Origin of the sequence: Henriciella barbarensis (assembly GCF_003576345.1) — a bacterium.
Classification (GTDB): domain Bacteria; phylum Pseudomonadota; class Alphaproteobacteria; order Caulobacterales; family Hyphomonadaceae; genus Henriciella; species Henriciella barbarensis.
In genome coordinates, this window is sequence record NZ_QWGB01000005.1 from 1,192,566 (window position 1) to 1,211,944 (window position 19,379).

Consider the following 19,379-nt stretch of genomic DNA (forward strand, 5'->3'; position numbering starts at 1 on the left):
ATGGACCAGCCAGTTACCCTTATTCTCGGACTCGGCCAGATGACTGGCGAGGCTGTAGCCCGGCGCTTCGCTGAAGATGGCCACGCCGTTGTCGCTTGCGACCAGAGCCAGAAGCGGGTCGAGAAGTTCGCCGATAGCCTGCGCGACAGAGCGATTGTCCATCAGGAAGATCTCGATACGCAAATTGGGGTGAAGAATGCGCTGGCCGCCGCATTGGAAGCCTATGGTCAGGTCGATCACATCGTCGCTGTTCCGCCGATTCCGTCCAAGACAGCTTTCACTGAGCTGAATGTGGCGGATTTCGAAAAGGCGCACACCAAGGCGCTTCGTACCTCCATCCTCATACTGAAAATGTTTGAACGCCATGTCGCCAAACGCGTGGATGAGGCGGGTGAAACGCTTGGCCGCAAGAAGCAGCTTGGCTCTGTCACATTCGTGCTTTCGCTCTCTGCCCAGCAAGTGAGCGAGGGAGATTTTGCCGATGCGGTCATGCAGCATGCGATATTGGGTGTCGTGAGGGCGGGCGCCGTCGATCTGGCATCCAAAGGTATTCGGGTAAACGCGATCTGCGCTCTGCGGCCCCGTGCCGAGAGTGAAGACCCTTCACTGCGCAAACGTACCCCACTTGGCCGTGCCAGTCTTGCCGACGAGATTGCAGAGGCCGCGCTGTATCTCTCTTCGCCTAAATCGGCGATCATCACAGGCGAGACGCTGGTCATGGATGGCGGCCGCTCGCGCCTTAGTGGTGTTATCGACGACTTTGAAGACTAGACGCGCTTCCCAGCATACCACGAGAAAAAAAGCCCCGCAGGCCTTACGGTCTGCGGGGCTTTCAGTTCGGGGAGGGCGTAAAGGCTTACTTCTTCGGGTGCAGTATGACCGGCATCCAGGTGTAACCCTTTACGAAGGAATGCGCATTGCGCTCTGGTTCTTCCAGAACTTCGACATGCTCGAAGCGCTCCAGAAGCTCTTCCCAGAGAATGCGGAGTTGAAGCTCTGCCAGGCGGTTACCAACGCAACGGTGAATGCCGAAGCCGAAAGCGATGTGGTTACGGGCCTGCTTGCGGTCGATGACCAGACGATAAGGGTCTTCGTCCCAGAACCGCCCATCGCGGTTGGCCGAGACATACCACATGGCGACCTGCTCGCCTTTCTTGATGGTTTTGCCACGGATTTCGACATCCTCGAGTGCGGTGCGGCGCATATAGGCAAGCGGCGTCTGCCAGCGGATTACTTCTGAAACCATGTTCGGAATCAGCGATGGGTCAGCCTTCAGCTTCTCGAACTGGTCTGGCCACTTGTTGAGCGCGTGGACCGAGGCCGTCATCGAGTTGCGGGTGGTGTCATTGCCGCCAACGATGAGCAGGATCACGTTTCCGAGCAGCTCCATCGGCGTCATGTTCTTGGTCTTCTCACCATGAGCGAGAAGGCTCATCAGGTCATTCTTGACCGGCTTGGACTGACGGTCCTGATAGATGCCCATGAAGGTGGTCAGGCATTCCATGAGTTCCTGCTTCCACTGGTCGAGGCCGCCGGGGCAGATGTCTGGATTGTGCGGGTTCGTCGCAACGTCCGACCAGTGGGTCAGCTTGCGGCGATCTTCGAACGGAAAGTCGAACAGGGTGGCGAGCATCATGGTGGTGAGCTCGATCGAGACCGTGTCGACCCAGTCGAATGGTTCATTCACAGGCAGCGAATCCAGCAGGCCCTGAGTCCGCGAACGGATCAGCGGCTCGAATTCCTTGAGCATGTTCGGCGCGACGGCCGGCTGCACGGTCTTGCGCTGTTCGGAGTGGCGCGGCTCATCCATAGCGATGAACATCGGCAGTTCGAAATCATCGAACGGCGCGCCGAGCGTGATGCCGCCATACTCCCATGACGATGAGAAGCGCTTATGATCGATGTCGACGTCGCGGACATCGTCATACAGCGTCACGGACCAGTACGGACCGGCAAAGCTGTCCGGCGTGTAGTGGACCGGATCATTGTCGCGCATCCACTTGAAGAAATCCCAATGAGCATCGCGGCGCCAGAGCTCCGGGTCGAGGATGTCGAACGTCTTCATGTCGACATCTTCAGGCGACGGGATCGGAGCGTCACGGTCGAGATGGAATTCCATCAGCTTTTCGCGGCCCGTCGTCTTAGGACGCTCTACATTGTGGGGGATCTTCGTTGCTGTATCAGCCATGTCCTTGCCTCCTGATCTCCCGGTATTCCGGTGAGTTTTCTTGAACCTCGCCGAAGGTAACACAAAGAGAATGAAAAAACCATGACGCAGGCGTCATTTTTTTACGCGTAACGTTCGGCGCGGGCTTTTTCGATGGCGGATTTCAGGGCGCTGTGCAGGGATTTTCTTTCGCCCGGCGTCAGGAAACGGCCAATGACATAGGCCTGCTGGCCATGGGCAAGCTTCAGTTCGCTTGGCTTGCGTTCCGGGAAATCGAGAGAAAGGCGGGCAAAACCAGTTGGCAGCTCGACGCGGCGCGGATCTTTACCAGGGGCGGTGTGAGACAAGGCGATCCGCTCGGCCGTCACTTCGATGCGGGTTTCCTGGCGCAGCTTGTGGAAGCTGGCCCGGAAGGCGAGCCAGATGGCCAGCGCATCGAGGCCGAACCAGGCAATGACAGGCACCGCGCCCATGGCCAGGAACATCATGCCGCCGACAAAGCTCATAAGCCCGACAAGGCCCATGACGACCAGGAAGGCCCGAGGGCTGAGCGCCGTATGCGGCGTCAGTGTCGCGTCGAAATAGACAGTGGATTGGCTCTCATTCATGGCGCACCGGAAAATATAGTTGCGGCACATGTTGGCAAGTTGTCGCTTGATCGCAGCGCCGCGGCATTTACACCACCGCCTATGGCAAAGACCCCGACGAAAACACGCAGAAAGCGCCGCTCACCGACGCTAGGACCAGAGAAGACCGCGCAGCTTTATGCGGCGCTCGCTGAAGACAGGCCCGCGCCTGAAACAGAGCTCAACTATCACAATCCCTTCACGCTTGTTGTGGCCGTGGCCTTGTCAGCGCAGGCAACCGATGTCGGCGTGAACAAGGCGACGAAAAAGCTGTTCGAGGTCGCCGATACGCCTGAGGCGATGCTGGCGCTTGGCGAAGAGGGCGTCGCCGATCACATCAAGACGATCGGCCTCTGGCGCAACAAGGCGAAGAATGTGATCGCGCTTTGTGAGCTTCTGATCGAGGAGTTTGGCGGCGAGGTACCGCAGACGCGCGAGGAGCTGACGAGGCTGCCCGGCGTCGGGCGCAAGACGGCCAACGTGGTGCTGAATGAGGCTTTCGGACAGCCAACCATCGCAGTCGACACGCACATCTTCCGTGTGTCCAACCGCACCGGCCTCGCGCCGGGAAAGACTCCGGATGACGTCGAGGACCAGCTGGAGCGGGTGACTCCCGATGAGTTCAAGAAGGGCGCCCATCACTGGCTGATCCTGCACGGGCGTTACGTTTGCGTGGCGCGAAAGCCGAAATGCTGGCTGTGCACGATCAGCGACATCTGCAAGTTCAAGGACAAGACGCCTGATCCCGGGCGGAAGGAGTCCGATCTGGGGCCGAAGGGGTAAAGGCCCTAAGTTGGGAGATGAAGCCGCATACGTAAAACTAGCTGATTTAACGCGGGGCGCGTTTTGCCAGGATGCGCTGCAGGGTGCGGCGGTGCATGTTCAGGCGGCGGGCCGTTTCCGAGACATTGTGGTTACAGAGCTCATAGACGCGCTGGATATGCTCCCAGCGGACGCGGTCTGCCGACATCGGATTCTCAGGCGGCTCCGGCAGGCTGTCGCCCTTATTGACGAGCGCGCGAATGATGTCTTCGACTTCTGCGGGCTTGGCGAGATAGTCAGCGGCGCCGGCCTTGACCGCGGCAACAGCGGTCGCGATCGCGCCATAGCCGGTGAGGATCACCGCGCGGGCATCCGGACGGTATTGCTGCAGTGTTTCGACGACGTCGAGACCTGATCCGTCCTCAAGACGAAGATCCAGCACAGCGAAAGCGGGCGGGTTCATCCGGGCGATGTCCTTGGCTTCACTGGCACTTGAGACCGCCGACACGAGAAAGCCACGCTGCGTCAGTGCGCGCGCGAGCCGCTGTAGAAATGGGCCGTCATCATCAAGTATCAGGCAAGTGCGATCCTCAACATCCTTGAGGGCCTCATGAATTTTGACGGTAACGTTATAGTCCATGATCATGTCTCCACTGTGGGACCAATTATTTGCATTCGTTCGGATTCCAAGCTTTCCAGTGCGCCTCGCGGCCAGACAGCCTGTACAATTGCGCCTTTACGCGGGGGGGTGCGATTACGCGTCGCAATTCGCCCGCCTGTTCTTTCGATCAGTGTCTTTGCAATGAAGAAACCGAGCCCCATGTCGCCGCCATGCAGATGCGCTTCTCCGCGCTGTGAAACGTAGGGCTCTCCCAGCTTCGGCATTACATCGGGGGCGAAACCCGGCCCATCATCGCTCACCGTCACCATGAATTGCTTGTCAGTCCAGCTGGCGGCGGCCTTGACGTGGCTATCTGCAAAGCTGACCGCGTTTTCAACGAAAGCCCCAAGGGCATGCAGGACTTCAGGGCTTCGACGGATCGTGGGGATGCGCGGTTCGCCATTCTCTCCAGCTGACCAGGTCACATTAAGCGTGACACCGAGCCCCCTGAAAGGTGCGGCAGCTTCTTCGACCAGGCTGGAAAGTGGCATATTGGCGTGGACGATGTCCTCTGCCTCACGTGAACGGCTAAGCTGGCGCAGGATATCGCGGCAGCGGTCGGCCTGCTCTGCGATCAGGCGTACATCGTCGTGGTGAGGATCGTCAGGTTGCAGGTCGCCGGCAAGCTCTTTCGCGACAAGGTGAATTGTCGCGAGCGGGGTGCCGAGCTCATGGGCGGTCATCGCGGCCATTGCGCCAAGCGCTGAGAGTTTCTGTTCGCGTGCCATGACAACAGAAGCGGCATCCATTGCGCGCACAAGCCGAGCCTCGTCCTCACTGAGGCGGACGGAAGACACGGCAAAGAAAACGATAGCGAGCAGGAAGGCGGCGAAATGGCCCCATTCGAAAAGGGCGGGAAGGTTGAGACTGCTTCCCGGATACCAGGGCAGATCGAGCGCAAAGACTGGCATCATGGCCGCGAGCGCAATCGCCAACGCGGCGATGAGCGCTGAATAGCGCGGGCGAAGGCTGCTTGCGGCAACTGTAACGGGCGCAAGCAGGAAGAGAAGGAAGGGGTTTGACAGTCCGCCCGTCAAACCAAGCAGGAGCGCCAGCTGCACAGTATCGAAACAGAGCTGTAGCGCGGCTTCCCATCCCTTCAGTAGGACCTGGTCCCGCATGGCGAAGGATAGAAAAACGTTGAGCCACGCCGACGCTGCAATAACGGTCAGACAAGGGCCAAGCGACACGTCGAAGCCCAGAACAAAATTGACGAAGAGCACGGCAGCCGTCTGGCCCCCCACGGCGAGCCAGCGCAGAGTCGTCAGCGTGCGAAGGCGAGCCCGTCCACGCGCAGCATCCACGCCGGCAAGCCCGGTTGGCAGCAGGCTGTACAGGGCCTGCTCTATTCCTTCGCGAGACGCATGGGCGTCATCCATCCTTGCCCCTTTCGGCTGTGCCGCGAGATGCGACACTGTAGCGGCGCAACGCCGTCTTGATCGAAGCGCCTGTCCAAAGCATACGTAGCCGCATGCGCATCAGATCGACAATTCTCTTAGCATCTTTCCTTCTCGCGGCAGCGTGCAGCGGCGCGAACGAGGCGAGTGAGACTGCATCGCCTGGCGAGACGGCGAGGTCAGGCGGGCCGGTCGCGGGGTGTACCTCGCGCGCCTATGAAGAGATTGGCGGTCCTTTCGAACTGACTATGCACACCGGTGAGCGGGTGACCCAAGAAGATTTCATGGGCAAACCATCCCTTATCTATTTCGGCTTTACCTATTGTCCTGATGTCTGCCCTGGCACGCTGGTCGCGATCAATAACGCCTATAGCCGCCTGCCAGAAGAGATGGAGCGCCCGCAAACGCTGCTGATCAGCGTCGACCCCGAGCGCGATACGCCAGAGGCTCTCGCAGACTATGTCCAGAGCAATGCATTCCCGGACGGACTTGTGGGTCTGACAGGCACACCGGAAGAAATCGAAGCGGTTGCGAATGAGTTCAGCGCGGCTTTCTCTCGTGTCGAAACGCCGGAAAGCGTGGCCGAATACACCATGGACCACACATCGCTCATCTATGTGATGGGCCCGGACTGGAAGCTCAAAACTTTCTTCTCGGAGACGATTACCAATCCGGAAGAGATGGCCACGTGCCTTGAGACAATCTTCGGCTAGCACTGGCTGATTGCCAAAGCTCGCCGGCCCGCCTATGTTGCGCTGCAGCATACGGAAGGTAACGCTTTGCTCTACGCTCTTGTTGAAATGAACCGCGCGGCCATGGCGCCGCTGCGCTTGCAGGCCAAGGCAACCGCATCCTTCTGGAGTTCTTCGATGAACCCGGCGCGCGATACCGACGCAGGCCGTGCCATTGCGGCGGCGGCCAACGTGTTCGAGCGCGCGACCCGCTATTATGGCAAGCCGGAGTGGCAGATTGATTCAACCGAAATCGATGGCAGGTCCCATGCCGTCATGCCGGTCACGGCATGGTCATCGCCCTGGTGCCAGCTTGTTCATTTCGAGACGGCAGGAGCACCGGAAAACCGGCCGGACCTGATCATCGTTGCGCCACTTTCTGGGCATTATGCGACGCTGCTGCGCGGAACGGTCGAAGCCTTCCTGCCGACCCATAATGTCTACATCACCGACTGGACGGATGCCCGGATGGCGCCGATCTGGTTCGGCCGCTTCGATCTCGACGATTATATCGACCACATTCAGGACATGCTTGGTTTCCTGGGTGCGGGAGCGCATGTGCTGGCGGTCTGCCAGCCTGGCCCGCCTGTGCTGGCTGCGATCTCAATGATGGCAGAAGACGGCTCCGACGCATTGCCTGCGACCATGACCTTCATGGGCTCGCCAATCGATGCCCGCCGCTCACCGACCGTCCCGAATGTTCTGGCGGAAGAGCGCAGCCTCGACTGGTTCCGCTCCAAGATGATCCATACTGTGCCGCTGCCATGGGCAGGGGCGGGCCGCCGGGTCTATCCGGGTTTTATCCAGCTTAGCTCTTTCATGCATATGAACTGGGACCGGCACGTCGATGCGCAGCATCGTTTCTTCGAGCACCTTATCGAAGGTGATGAAGACGGCGCTGAAAAGCACCAGGCATTCTATGACGAATATCTGTCGGTGCTGGACCTGACCGAAGAGTTTTACATCCAGACGATTGAGCGGGTTTTCCAGAAAGCCCTGTTGGCCAAAGGTGAGTACCGCTACCGCGACCAGCGCCTCGTCAAGCCTGAGGCGATCTCATCTGTCGGCCTGATGACGGTCGAAGGTGAGCTGGACGATATTTCTGGCATCGGCCAGACACAGGCCGCGCACGACCTCTGTACCAGTATTCCTGGCGCACTGAAGGAAGACTATGTGCAGCCTGGTGTTGGCCATTACGGCGTGTTCAACGGCTCCAAATTTCGTCAGCAGATCGTGCCGCGGGTAATCAAGTTCCAGCAGCATGTGACCAAGGCGCGCTAGCTTTCACCTGCGCGCCCGGCCGGGTCGGGCCTACTCGCCCTGGGCGCGAAGCTCCGCTTCTGCTTCCAGTGTAATCGTTTCGCCAGTTTCGGTTTCAAAGCTGAAAGAGATGTTCGCTGTTTCACCGGCGGAGAGGTCTTCAACCAGGCCGAAGAACATGAGGTGGCTGCCGCCGCGCTCCAGCGTTAGCGTCTCACCGTCAGCGATTTCGAAGGTTTCGACAGGGCGCATCTGCATGGTGCCGTCATTCATCTCCATCGTGTGCATTTCGACAGTGCCGGCAATATCGGAGATGGCGCCCGTTAGCGTGACACTGCCGCCCTCCACGGCAATCTCGATCCCGCCCATGGTCACGTCCCGTCCGGCGATGGGCGCCATGATGAAAGCGTCCTCATAGGACAGAACGGGGCCATCAGTTTCAGCAGGACCGCCGCAAGCTGCGATGAAAGCAGGCGCGATGAGCAGGGCAGAGAGACGTTTCATTGAGATGTCTTTCACAAGAGGGAAAACTTGAGTGGGGTGAATGCCTAGGGCCGCCAGAAACCAATGATACGCCGAACCTCTTCCATCACTGGCTCAGCAATGGCGTCAGCCCGCTCGGCGCCGCTGCGAAGGGCGGCATCGATTTCGTCTGGATTGTCCATCAGCTCCCGCATCCGCGAGGTGATGGGCGCCAGATGATCAACGGCAAGATCGGCGAGCGCAGGCTTGAATGTGCCAAACCCCTTGCCGCCATACTCAGCCAGCACCTGTTCGTCGGTCATATTTGCGAGCGCGCCATAGATGCCGACGAGATTTGCAACTTCTGGCCGGCCCTCTAGGCCGTCGATATCGGTCGGCATGTCGCCGAGCGTATCGGTCTTCGATTTCTTGATCTTGCGAGAGATCGTGTCGGCGTCGTCGATCAGGTTGATGCGCGAATTCTCCGCAGGATCGGATTTCGACATCTTCTTGGTGCCGTCTTTCAGGCTCATGATGCGGGCGCCGGGCCCTTCGGTCAGGGCTTCGGGCAGTGGGAAGAAGTCCGGCGCGCCGTATTCACGGTTGAAGCGATCAGCAATATCGCGCGAAAGCTCCAGGTGCTGGCGCTGGTCTTCGCCGACAGGCACATGCGTTGCCTTGTAGGCCAGGATGTCGGCGGCTTGCAGCACAGGATAGTTGAACAGGCCGACCGACGAGCGCTCTGCGTCCTTGCCTGACTTTTCCTTGAACTGGATCATTTTCTCCAGCCAGCCCATGCGGGCGACGCTGTCGAAGATCCAGGTCAGCTCCGTGTGCACGCGCACCGATGACTGGGCAAAGAGGACTGACTTTTCCGGGTCGACGCCGCTTGCCATCATGGCGGCAGCGATCTGCCTGGTCTGATTAGCGAGCTGCGACTGGTCGAAAGGCATCGTGATCGCATGCAGGTCGACGACACAGAAGACGCAGTCCCAGCCATCATTCTGAAGTGTGGTGAATTTCTTCAGGGCACCGAGGTAATTTCCAAGGTGGAGATTGCCGGTGGGCTGAATGCCGGAAAAGACCCGTTTGGGCCCGGCATAGGTCGGGGTGTCTTGCTCGCTCATGGCGCCGCCAATAGCGCAAGGCTCTAGCGGCGCAAAGCCCCCTTCATGTCACTGAGACGAATAGCGCCAAAGATGAATGCAAAAACCAGATACGCCGCAGCGCCCACGAGGGCGATCACGATCGCGCCAACGAACTTGGAATCGAGCGCATATTCGGAAATCTGGCCGCTGATGCCGGCAAGGTACCAGAGCAGCGCGCCCAGTGCTGATGAGGCAAGCATGACTGAGACGAGACGTTTGAGAAGCTCTGGCCCTGGATTGTACCAGTCGCGGCGCTTGAGGGTCGCGAAGAGCAGGATGACGTTTATCCATGCGGCTGTACTGGTCGCGATAGCAAGACCGGGAAAGCCGTAAACGCCTTGCGACTTCAGGAAGAAGAAGAGGCCAGCGCCCAGCACCGTATTCACGACCACAGAGATCAGCGAGAAGTTCATCGGTGTACGCGTGTCTTCGCGCGCGAAGAAGCCCGGCGCGAGCACCTTGATCAGCACAAAGGCAGGGACGCCCCAACCAAAATGGAAGAGCGCCTGAGCCGTGAGCGCAGCGTCGTCGCTGGTAAAGTCGCCGCGCGTGAAAAAGCTGTCGACGAACAGGAACGGCGCAGCCATGAGCGCAGCGGCCGCCGGGACGGTCAACGCCATGGCAAGGCCGATTCCATTGTCCATGGTGCCGCGGCTGTCGGCTTCATCGCTAGCACGGGCTGCGCGCGCGAGACGTGGTAGAATGGCGAGGCCAACAGCGACACCGACAAGCCCGAGTGGCAACTGGTAAAGCCGGTCTGCCGAATAGAGCCAGGACTTTGCGCCTGCCTCAAAACTCGCAAGCGCCTGGCTGACGACGATATTGATCTGCATGCCGGAGGCAGCAATCGTGCCTGGTATGGCCAGCGCTGCGACCCGCTTCACCCGGGGCGTGATCTTCGGAAAACCGATGCGAAGGCGCACCTTCTGACGGGAGACACCATACCAGAGCAGCGCCACCTGAAGCGCGCCTGCCACAGTGACGGCGACGGCAAGTGATTTCGAGACGTCGTAATTGTCAGACCCAATAAAGGCTGCGCCGAGCATGCAGATGTTCAACAGCGTCGGCGCCCCGGCCGACATGCCGAACCGTCCAGCCGAATTTAAAACACCCGACAGAAGCGCCGCGAGCGCCATGAAAGCCAGGTAAGGCATGGTGATCTGCGTCAGCAGGATCGCCAGCGGAAAGTGGACCGGATCATTGCGGTAGCCGCCATGTAGCAGAAGCATGATCCAGGGCATGGCGATTTGCGCGATGATGACGAGGCCCACGGTGACAGCGAGAAGACCCCTCAACGTCTCTTCTGCAAGCTTGCGGGCCGCTTCTTCGCCCTCAGCTTCCATGGTGCGGGCGTAAGCCGGGACAAAGGCCTGCGCAAATGCTCCTTCGGCAAAGACGCGCCTGAACAGGTTAGGGAACATCAGAGCGGTGAAGAAGGCGTCAGCTACTGGGCCTGCGCCCAGCTTGGCGAGGATCACCAGATCGCGGGCGAAGCCAAGTATGCGGCTGCCGAACGTCCAGCTCGACTGGGTCAACGTGTTGCGAAGGACACTCATGCTGGGTGCGCTAAAGGGCCAAGGTTAACAATCAGAAGCTGTCGGCGGCATTTGCCTGCTTCAGGCTGCGCGCAGGCGTACGCGGGGCATCTGGCTCTTCGCGTTGCAGCACTTCCAGCAGTTTCTCCTTTAGCGCAGCGAGCTTGATGTCGGTATAGCTGTCGGGAAGCTGCACATAGAAGGCGTCGAACACACGCTCACCATAGCTGCCAACATGGGCAGAATGGATGGAGATGTTCTCGTCCGCCAGGAGGCGCGCAACATCGTGCAGGAGGCCTGGCCTGTCGCGGCCTGCCACGTCGATTACGGTGTAGCCGTCCGACAAGGTGTCATCGATCTTGACCTGCGGAATGACCTTGAATGCAGCTTCGCGCCGGAAAGACTTGGCCGGAATATCGGCGACGGGTTCATTCGTCGCGAAGGCACGGCGAACCTCGCTTTCAAGGCGCCGCAGCCGGCCTTCATCGCCAGCTGCAAAGATGCCGCCCTTGCCGTCCTGGAGAATGAAGACGTCGACGATAAAGCCGGATGGTGCCGTGAAAACCTGCGCGGAGACGACATTGGCGCTTTGCGACGCGATCGTCCCGGCAAGGCGGGAGAAGAGGCCGAGCCTGTCCTGTCCTGCGACCAGAAGTGATACACCGCCGCCATCTTCGCGGACATGCGCCGAGACGATGGGCGGGTCGCCGGCGCGGATCGTGCGCGCATGCTGTTCAAGCGCGTCAAGGTCAAAGCCCGTCCAGTAGGCCGGGTCCATGTCGGTCATCACTTCAGGGATTGCGCCGACACGTTCTGTAAGCTCTTCACGGTTGAGCGCGGCGCGGCCTTCAAGCTCGCGTGAAACGCTGATGGCATCCGTCCGTCCGCCTCGCAGCGCTGCTTCCGTATTCTGGTAAAGGTCTTCCAGAAGCTGGCCTTTCCAGGCATTCCAGATGCCCGGCCCGACAGCCCTGATGTCAGCAATGGTGAGGATATAGAGAAGGCGCAGGCGCTCGATCGAGCCGACCATGGACGCAAAGCGCACAATGGTCTGCGGGTCAGCAATGTCGCGCTTCTGGGCGGTCTCGCTCATTTCGAGATGGTGGCCAACCAGCCAGGCGACGAGATCGGTTTCCGCGTCCGAAAGGCCGAGGCGTTTACCCGCAGCTGTCGCTGTTTTCGTGCCCTCGATCTGCTGGTCGCCATGGCCTTTGCCAGTGTCGTGCAACAGCATGGCAAGATAGAGGGTGTGCTTGTTATCGATCTTCTGGAATAGGCGGTGTGGCAGTTCGAAGCCTTCTCCGCCTTCCCGGTCTATCTGTGCCATATAGTCGACGGCGCGGATCGTGTGCTCATCCACCGTGAAGTGGTGATACATGTTGAACTGTGTCTGGGCGACGATGCCGCCGAACTCGGGAATGAAGCGACCAAGCACATCAGCTTCGTTCATACGGTGAAGCGCAAGCCCCGGATTCTTGCCGTCGACGAGAAGGTCGATGAAGATCTTGCTCATTTCCGGTTTTGAGCGTGTGCGCGAATTGATGATCCGGGCATTCCTGGACGCAATCGTCATCGCATCCGGGTGTATGTCGTGTTCTGTCTCATCGGCCAGCTGGAACAGGCGGATTAGGTTTTCAGGTGCCTTCTTGAAGACTTCCTCACCTGTAACGCTCACGCGTTCGCCATCGAGGACGAAGCCTTCATGTGCCATGGGCTTGGGCGTGCCGGTGCGGATGAAACGGCGCCAGCCTTCAGGTTTCTTGATCTGGTCGGCTTCGAGTTTGGCGGCGATGATGCGGGTCAGATTGCCGACATCCTTTGCGACCAGGAAGTAGTGCTTCATGAAGCGCTCGACGCCGAGCTGACCGGATCGGTCGCGGTAGCCCATGCGAGAGGCAATCTCGGGCTGAAGGTCAAAGCTCAAGCGTTCTTCGGCGCGACCTGTCAGATAGTGAAGGTGGCAGCGGACCGTCCAGAAGAAGCGCGCTGCGCGGATAAAGACGCTGTATTCGTGCTTGGTGAAGGGACCCGACTTCATGACGTCCTCAAGCGAGACGCCGTCATACAAATGCTTTGTAATCCAGTAGAGGGTCTGCAGGTCGCGAAGCCCGCCTTTTCCCTCTTTCACATTTGGTTCGACGACGTATCGCGTATTGCCCTGTTTGGCGTGACGTCCATTTCGTTCGGCCAGCTTGTCGGCAATGAATTGGGCGTCATGACCTTCAACCGCTTCATTACGAAACTTCGCTTTTGTTTCTGCGGCAAGTGCCTCGTCGCCGAAAAGAAATCGCGCGTCCAGCAGCGACGTCTTGATGGTTACATCCTGCTTTGAAAGCCGGATACACTCTTCTGGCGTGCGGAAGGCGTGACCAACTTTTATACCGACATCCCAGAGGGCATAGAGCATATATTCGATGACGCTCTCTGCGTGGGCAGAGGCTTTGTAAGGCCGGATGAAGAGTAGATCGACATCGCTCGACGGCGCGAGAACATTGCGGCCATAACCGCCGGTCGCGAACACGGCGAGGCGTTCACCCTCTGTGGGGTTGCGGGCCCTGTGAACATGCACGGTAATGTAGTCGTAGAGCGCATGAAGCGTCTCATCCATGACGGCAGAAAGAAGTCGTGCCGTATCGAGGCCGCCTGCGCCCTGCTGCAGGCGTTCCTGCGCGATCATCCGGCCGCGGAAGAGGGCGCCATGCAGATGGTCCAGCACCTGTTTGCGTGCCTTTGCCTCATCGGAGAGATTGTCGAGGAAGTCCGAGGTGAGCTTCACGCGGAGCGCGCGCCCATCAATGATGTTGGATATGTTCCACTTGCTGGGCCAGCGACGTGTCGGCAGCTTGCGGTGGACGAGGGATTCACTCTGTTCGCTCATGCACACTACCTAGCGCAGAAGTCGGGCAAGTGGCCAGCTTTGCTGCAATCGGTTAGTCGCCCGCCGAGCGCCTCAGAGACAGGAAAGCCTGTTCGAACACGGCTTCTGACGCAGCGCAGACAATCTGGGGCCCCTGCTTGGCCTCGCGCCCACGCCAGTCCCGCGCAATGCCGCCTGCCCCTCGCACTACAGGGATAAGCGCTGCGACATCATGAGGCTGGAGGCCTGTCTCGCACACCAAATCGATGCTACCGGCTGCCAGACGCCCATAGGCGTAGGCGTCTAGACCATAGCGGCAGATGCGCGCGGTATGCCGAATATGCGTCCAAGCGCCCTGTTCGGCTGGGTTCATGATGAAGGGGTCGGTTGTGGCGATGATCGCCTGTCGCAGGTCGTTGCAGGATGAAACGCGCAACGGCGTACGGCCTTTTGACGTTTCCAGCCAGGCTTCGCCTGGAGCGCCGATATAGCGTTCGCCGAGTACCGGCTGGTCTATCAGGCCAATGACAGGGTTACCGTCAGGATCGGCGAGTGCAATCAGCGTTGTCCAGACCGGCAGGCCTGCCAAAAAGGCCCGCGTGCCGTCGATCGGGTCGAGCAGCCAGGTCCAGCCGGAGCTTCCTTCAAGCTTGCCAAATTCTTCCCCATCGATGCCATCATTCGGGCGCTCTATTGCGAGGATGGCGCGGATTGCCTCCTCGCCTGCGCGATCTGCAATGGTGACGGGGTCATACGCTGCGCCGCCCGCCTTGTTCTCGGCGTCGATGCCAGCGCGGAAATGCGGCGCAATCGCGTGCCAGGCCGCGTTCGCGAGCCGGCAGGCGAGGTCTACAAGGTCAGACTGCGATGCAGGGAGGGTCATGTCTCGCGCTTATGGCGCGCGAGACAGGAAGGTCAAGCTGCGCCTGTGCCGCTTTGGTCGGACTCAAGAGCCTTTGCGAGCTCTAGCAGGCGGCGGCGAGGGCGCTCACCGAGGCGGTAATAAGCGCGCACCAGTTCCAGGGTCTCTTTCTGGCTTAAGATGTCGCCGTCCATCGTATCGGCATCATTGGCCGCTAGCAGGTCGTCCTGTTCGATCCCGTCAAAGAAGTACTGCACCGATACGTTAAGCGCTTTGGAGAGGTCGAAGAGACGCGAGGATGTCATGCGGTTGGCGCCGCACTCATACTTCTGGATTTGCTGGAAGCGGACCCCCACTTGCGAAGCCAGTTCCTGCTGGGTGAGGCCGAGCAGTCTGCGGCGGCGGCGTAGTCTTTTGCCTACGTGAAGGTCGGTAGTGTCAGTCATGCCCGGCTCCCCTTGATCATCTTTAAGCCCGGGATCGTCCCGGTTTGAGCGTCGCAGAGATGGAGAGCAAACTTCATGCCGTCCGGTTGTTTCAGTCTGACTTCATGCAAAAACGCATTGATGCAGATTTTTGGTCTTGCATTTTGTGCGCCGCACAATAAGTTGGTCTCAGCACTGCGGTGCTAACGCCTTCTGGCGTTTCCTCCCTTTACCTTTTTCGGCCGCGCCAGCCTTGGCGCGGCCCTTTTTTTATGGGCGCAGACGCTCGCTCAATTCAGAGATATTTCCCATCAGCCCATCTAGCTGATGCGATAGCTCGGCCATTGCGTCAATCTTTGTGACGTGGGCTTCATCAAGGTAAAGACGCCGGTTTATCTCTATCTGCAAGGCGTGGACGTGCTGTTTGGGGCGGCCATACTTCCGCGTGGTGAAACCGCCAGCATAGGGCGCATTCCTCACGACGCTGTACCCCGCCTTGCGTAATGTTCGCTCCACAAGACTGGTCAGCTGGCCTGTGCAGCTCGATCCGAAACGATCACCAAGTACGAAATCTGGAAGATCTGGACGCCCCGGTTGCGAAGACGGCATGGAATGACAATCGATCAGGACGGCGCAGCCAAACTTCTGACGCAGCGCAGCAATCTCAACGGATAATGTCTCATGATACGGCGTATGGACGCGGTCCAGTCGAGCCTTGCCATCGGCCGGGTCCAGCTTTTTTGCATAAATGAGTTCGCCGCGTGCGCTAATCCGGGGGAAGCATCCCAGTCCCGCTTCGACCCTCACGGTCGGTACGGCCACTGGTCCGGGCGGGTCACCATGGAACATGGACGGGTCAATTTCGCGCGGGTCCCGATTCAGATCGACGAAGGAGCGTGCATAGGTCGCCTTGAGAAGGCGCGCGCCATGGGTTGGCGCGTTTGCGAACAGCTCATCTACATAAGCGTCCTCTGTCTGTTTGAGATCGATCAGTGGTACACGCAGGCTATTTCGAAAATAATCCGGATACTCACGGCCGCTATGTGGGGAGGCGAAGATCAACGGGCGCTCGTCAGCCTGTGGCGCGGTCAGGCTGAAGGCTGGCCATCTAAGTCCGTTGCCCGGTACAGGGTTCTGCTCTTCTGTCGCCGTGATCGTCATCGTGACATAGGTCGGTCATTGGCATTCCGGGTCAAGCATTACTCCCACGTTCACCGTCGATTTACCCGAACCATGCTTTGTGCAATCAAACGATAGTCAGAAAGCCGGAACGCAGTCCCCATGAGCAAGATACTTCTCGCCGAAGACGATGAAATGATGCGCACCTTCCTGGCTGCCTCGCTGAAACGTGCAGGACACGAAGTTCAGGATTTCGAGGATGGCGAGACGGCGCTCAATGCGCTTGAGCGCGAAGTGTTCGACCTGTTGCTGACTGACATCGTCATGCCTGGCATCGATGGCATTGAACTCGCCCGGCGCGGCGCAGAGCTCGATCCAGCGATGAAGATCGTCTTCATCACCGGATTTGCGGCTGTTGCGCTCGCTTCCGGCACGCCGACCCCTGCAGGGGCCAAGATCCTCTCGAAGCCCTTTCATCTGCGCGAACTGGTAGAGGAAGTCGACCGCGTCATTGCGGCCTGACATTTGCAGCTGAAACAGGCTTGACTTGGATCGCTTGACGTCCGATTAGGGCCGCTTCGAAACGGATGGGCGGTTAGCTCAGCGGTAGAGCACTACATTGACATTGTAGGGGTCACAAGTTCGATCCTTGTACCGCCCACCATTTCCAGATCTTTCGAATTTCCAATACCTGCGTGGCCAACCGTGAAGCCCAACCCCGGTTGGAATGCTTTCATCTGCCTATCGCTGTGGGGTCTCATAGCGAAGTTTCTAACTGCTCGCGGTGAAAATACTCGTAGGCCTGCAGTGCATTGGATTAGCGCCGGAAAATGTTCGATGTTGCTCGTGCGCACTGAACGAAATGAAATTTCTCTATAGCATAGACAATATCAAATAATGCGAAAAATTTTTCGTAGTGAAAGCTTGTGTGAACAGTAAAAATGTAATTCATACAGCGGACGGCAAGGTTAACGTATAGACGACAAAGTATAAGCCGCCAATTGTTCAAGACTGAGGAATGTTTCATTAATTACTGGTCTGCCCAATCCTCTCAAAGCGGGAAACAATGTCCACATCTCGGCCTGGGGTGTGATCCTGCAAGGAGGAAAAATGTTACGTGTTGGAGTGCAGAGCCGCCGGTTCTCTAGATGTAACGAGGGTTCGTCAGCCGTTGAGTTAGCGATAGTGGCGCCCGTCCTGCTTTTCCTGTTATTCGGCATTATCGCTTACGGGGTGTTCTTCGGGGCGGTCCACTCCGTTCAGCAATTGGCCGCTAATAGTGCGCGCGCGGCTATTGGCGGTCTCGACCTTGTTGAGCGTCGATCACTCGTCGAGCGACACGTCGCCGCGAGCATCAATGAAGGTGGCCTTTTATCGCGCGAGGCACTTACGGTCAGCGTCGAGCCGCTAAACGAAGACCCCAGCTACCTTCGTGTGGTGGTCGACTTCGATGCCAGCCAGCTACCGGTCTGGAATCTTTATACCGGTCTTCCTCTGCCGGAGAAGAACATACGCCGGGAGGCCGTTATCAGAGCGGGAGGTTACTGATGCCTCTCATCCCACGAAATACGTCGCGCAGGCGGTGGCTCGGCAGTGATCGCGCGGGAAACGTGGCTGTCATAACAGCCGCCTTCGCGCCGATCGCGGCGATGATGGCAGCCCTGGCCATCGATACCGGCGCCATTGCCACGCAAAAGCGGGCATTACAGGGGCACGCAGACATGGCTGCGCTCGTCGCCGCGTCAGACCTGCTCAACGCCGAGGGGGCAGCCCGAGCTTACTTATCGGATAACGGACGTGCGACTATCGAGATGCAATATGACGAGGGCGCTGAAGACGTGCGCTCGACGATAGGCGTGATGATGCAGGTTGAGACCGGCCGGTACACGGCTGACAAGAGCCTCCCCGTTTCGGAGCGGTTCATTGCGGGTCAGCAGCCGTTGAACGCGGCCCGTGTCTCGCTGTCAGAACCACAGCACAGATTGTTTGAGTTTCTTGGGCGATCGCCGAAGCCGTTGGATGTGTCTGGTGTCGCCGTCGTGTCCGCTGAAGCCGGCATATCGGTCGGATCGCGGCTCGCACGCCTTGAAGGTGGAGTCTTGAACGGTCTTCTTTCAGAGTTGCTCGGTGCAGAGATCGGCCTTTCGGCAATGTCCTACAACGCCTTGCTCGATGCAGATGTCGATATGATCGACTGTCTGGAGTGGCTCGCCGATGACCTGGAGCTGACAGCGATCACTTACGAAGATGTCGTATCTACAAATATTGGACTGGAGGACTTTCTGTCCGCCATGGCCGAGACGGTGAGTGACAACGCTCTCGCCAGTCAGGCGCTACGTTCTCTGGCTCAGGACGCAGGCAGAATTCCCAGCACTTTGCAGATTGGAGAGATAATCGAGCTCGGCCGAATTGCGCCACGTGCGATTGGCGATCCTCCTGCCGGGACGGGGGTTCAACTGCAGGCTCTGCCGCTCCTGATGGCCAGTACGATTACGGCGAATGGAAGCAACCAGATCGATTTGGAGCTTTCGGCTCGTGCTGGGCGTCTCGTGGAAGTCGACGCTTCGCTTGTGATCGGAGAGCGGCCAGAGGGCCGATCATGGTTCGCCTTGTCTGGGCTCCCCGGCGAGACGGTTTCGACCGCGCAGATGCGTCTTTCCATCATTGCGAAGATCGGCGGTGGCCGATCATTATCCAACGCGCTGATCAGCCTTCCCATTCACGTCGACATCGCTTCCGCTGATGCGCGGATAACAGATATTCTCTGCGAGCCAGGCGAACGCGAGCCGCAGCGAGTCAGTGTAGCTGTTCGCCCGTCCATCGCACGTCTTCGCGTTGCGGAGATTAGCGGTTCAGGGGCCTCGGCGCGTGTTCGTCCGGCTCACATTCTCAATGGCCGTTTCATTCAGATTGAGGCCTTTGCGGATGTTCAGGCCGCCAACCCAGATGATACGCAACTGCGTTACATGAATTATGAAATTGGCGGAGATCCGAAAACAGCTGGTACCGATAGAGCCTTGGAAGGGCTACTTTCGTCAGCGATTTCCGATCTGCACTACGACATTGATGTGGTCGGCTTACAGCTGCTTAGCGACGCTCACATCGCGACTATACTTTCGGGACTGTTTAGTGAGCTTTCCGCACCGGTCGACAGGCTCGTCTTCAGCCTCACCTCTGCGCTGGGTCTAGGTCTGGGGGAGGCGGACGTCTGGGTGCACACGGCCTCATGTAATGCCCCCGTACTGGTGCAATAGTTTTTTTGACGGCAACAAGAAACAAACTACCTTCTCAATGTATTGAAAAATATAGTTTTATATAGGGCGCTCTATAGGAATCTACGCGCCTTGAAGATTGTTTGAGGAGAGGT

At 58.7% G+C, this 19,379-nt stretch carries 18 protein-coding genes and 1 tRNA gene; 8 read left to right on the forward strand and 11 right to left on the reverse strand.

Translation table 11 applies throughout. The annotated features are described in order from the left end of the window. Positions 1–771: an SDR family NAD(P)-dependent oxidoreductase gene (locus tag D1224_RS08900; protein ID WP_119379529.1), complete on the forward strand. Its 771-nt coding sequence runs from the start codon at positions 1–3 to the stop codon at positions 769–771. 85 nt (positions 772–856) lie between these two features. Here the strand turns inward: D1224_RS08900 and D1224_RS08905 are convergent, their stop codons facing one another. Together D1224_RS08905 and D1224_RS08910 are read right to left on the reverse strand one after the other, a co-directional pair. After that, positions 857–2,188, reverse strand: coding sequence for a cytochrome P450 (locus D1224_RS08905; RefSeq protein WP_119379530.1), 1,332 nt, complete (start codon positions 2,186–2,188; stop codon positions 857–859). Between the two features lie 101 nt (positions 2,189–2,289). Next, on the reverse strand, positions 2,290–2,775 hold the full coding sequence (locus D1224_RS08910) for a DUF2244 domain-containing protein (RefSeq protein WP_182482221.1): 486 nt from the start codon (positions 2,773–2,775) through the stop codon (positions 2,290–2,292). Between the two features lie 81 nt (positions 2,776–2,856). Between D1224_RS08910 and nth the strand changes: the two genes are divergently transcribed. Next, positions 2,857–3,576 carry an endonuclease III gene (gene nth, locus D1224_RS08915; RefSeq protein WP_119379950.1) on the forward strand — a complete coding sequence of 240 codons (720 nt, stop codon included), beginning with the start codon at positions 2,857–2,859 and terminating at the stop codon, positions 3,574–3,576. A gap of 46 nt (positions 3,577–3,622) precedes the next feature. Here nth and D1224_RS08920 read toward each other — a convergent pair whose 3' ends face one another. Both D1224_RS08920 and D1224_RS08925 read right to left on the reverse strand, forming a co-directional pair. Then, on the reverse strand, positions 3,623–4,195 hold the full coding sequence (locus D1224_RS08920) for an ActR/PrrA/RegA family redox response regulator transcription factor (protein WP_119379532.1): 573 nt from the start codon (positions 4,193–4,195) through the stop codon (positions 3,623–3,625). Between the two features lie 2 nt (positions 4,196–4,197). Continuing rightward, positions 4,198–5,595: an ActS/PrrB/RegB family redox-sensitive histidine kinase gene (locus D1224_RS08925; protein ID WP_119379533.1), complete on the reverse strand. Its 1,398-nt coding sequence runs from the start codon at positions 5,593–5,595 to the stop codon at positions 4,198–4,200. A gap of 92 nt (positions 5,596–5,687) precedes the next feature. Between D1224_RS08925 and D1224_RS08930 the strand changes: the two genes are divergently transcribed. Beyond that, a complete protein-coding gene (locus D1224_RS08930; RefSeq protein WP_119379951.1) occupies positions 5,688–6,326 on the forward strand; it encodes an SCO family protein in 639 nt (212 codons plus the stop codon). A gap of 66 nt (positions 6,327–6,392) precedes the next feature. Further along, positions 6,393–7,625 (forward strand): polyhydroxyalkanoate depolymerase, encoded by a 1,233-nt coding sequence (locus D1224_RS08935; protein WP_119379534.1) that lies wholly within the window; start codon positions 6,393–6,395, stop codon positions 7,623–7,625. A gap of 30 nt (positions 7,626–7,655) precedes the next feature. Here the strand turns inward: D1224_RS08935 and D1224_RS08940 are convergent, their stop codons facing one another. From D1224_RS08940 to D1224_RS08970, 7 genes are all read right to left on the reverse strand, one after another. Beyond that, the gene (locus D1224_RS08940; protein ID WP_119379535.1) at positions 7,656–8,108 is read right to left on the reverse strand and encodes a copper chaperone PCu(A)C; all 453 of its coding nucleotides are present in this window, start codon (positions 8,106–8,108) and stop codon (positions 7,656–7,658) included. Positions 8,109–8,152: 44 nt separating this feature from the next. Continuing rightward, entirely contained in the window at positions 8,153–9,193 is a 1,041-nt protein-coding gene (gene trpS, locus D1224_RS08945) for a tryptophan--tRNA ligase (RefSeq protein ID WP_119379536.1), read from the reverse strand. Between the two features lie 23 nt (positions 9,194–9,216). Continuing rightward, positions 9,217–10,770 (reverse strand): murein biosynthesis integral membrane protein MurJ, encoded by a 1,554-nt coding sequence (gene murJ, locus D1224_RS08950; protein ID WP_119379537.1) that lies wholly within the window; start codon positions 10,768–10,770, stop codon positions 9,217–9,219. Positions 10,771–10,801: 31 nt separating this feature from the next. After that, a complete protein-coding gene (locus D1224_RS08955) occupies positions 10,802–13,627 on the reverse strand; it encodes a [protein-PII] uridylyltransferase (RefSeq protein WP_119379538.1) in 2,826 nt (941 codons plus the stop codon). A gap of 52 nt (positions 13,628–13,679) precedes the next feature. After that, complete coding sequence (locus tag D1224_RS08960) at positions 13,680–14,489, reverse strand: inositol monophosphatase family protein (RefSeq protein ID WP_119379539.1); 810 nt, start codon at positions 14,487–14,489, stop codon at positions 13,680–13,682. 32 nt (positions 14,490–14,521) lie between these two features. Beyond that, positions 14,522–14,914 carry a helix-turn-helix domain-containing protein gene (locus D1224_RS08965; protein WP_119379540.1) on the reverse strand — a complete coding sequence of 131 codons (393 nt, stop codon included), beginning with the start codon at positions 14,912–14,914 and terminating at the stop codon, positions 14,522–14,524. A 249-nt stretch (positions 14,915–15,163) separates the two neighbouring features. Further along, a complete protein-coding gene (locus D1224_RS08970) occupies positions 15,164–16,054 on the reverse strand; it encodes an N-formylglutamate amidohydrolase (protein WP_119379541.1) in 891 nt (296 codons plus the stop codon). A gap of 120 nt (positions 16,055–16,174) precedes the next feature. On the opposite strand from D1224_RS08970, the gene cpdR reads away from it, so the two are divergent. From cpdR to D1224_RS08990, 4 genes are all read left to right on the forward strand, one after another. Next, positions 16,175–16,534 (forward strand): cell cycle two-component system response regulator CpdR, encoded by a 360-nt coding sequence (cpdR, locus tag D1224_RS08975; protein WP_119379542.1) that lies wholly within the window; start codon positions 16,175–16,177, stop codon positions 16,532–16,534. A 67-nt stretch (positions 16,535–16,601) separates the two neighbouring features. After that, a tRNA-Val gene (locus D1224_RS08980) sits at positions 16,602–16,676 on the forward strand. Positions 16,677–17,122: 446 nt separating this feature from the next. Then, positions 17,123–17,560 (forward strand): TadE/TadG family type IV pilus assembly protein, encoded by a 438-nt coding sequence (locus tag D1224_RS08985; RefSeq protein ID WP_119379543.1) that lies wholly within the window; start codon positions 17,123–17,125, stop codon positions 17,558–17,560. Next, positions 17,560–19,266: a TadG family pilus assembly protein gene (locus D1224_RS08990; RefSeq protein ID WP_119379544.1), complete on the forward strand. Its 1,707-nt coding sequence runs from the start codon at positions 17,560–17,562 to the stop codon at positions 19,264–19,266. The genes D1224_RS08985 and D1224_RS08990 overlap by 1 nt, the downstream gene beginning before the upstream one ends. The last annotated feature ends 113 nt before the right edge of the window (positions 19,267–19,379 follow it).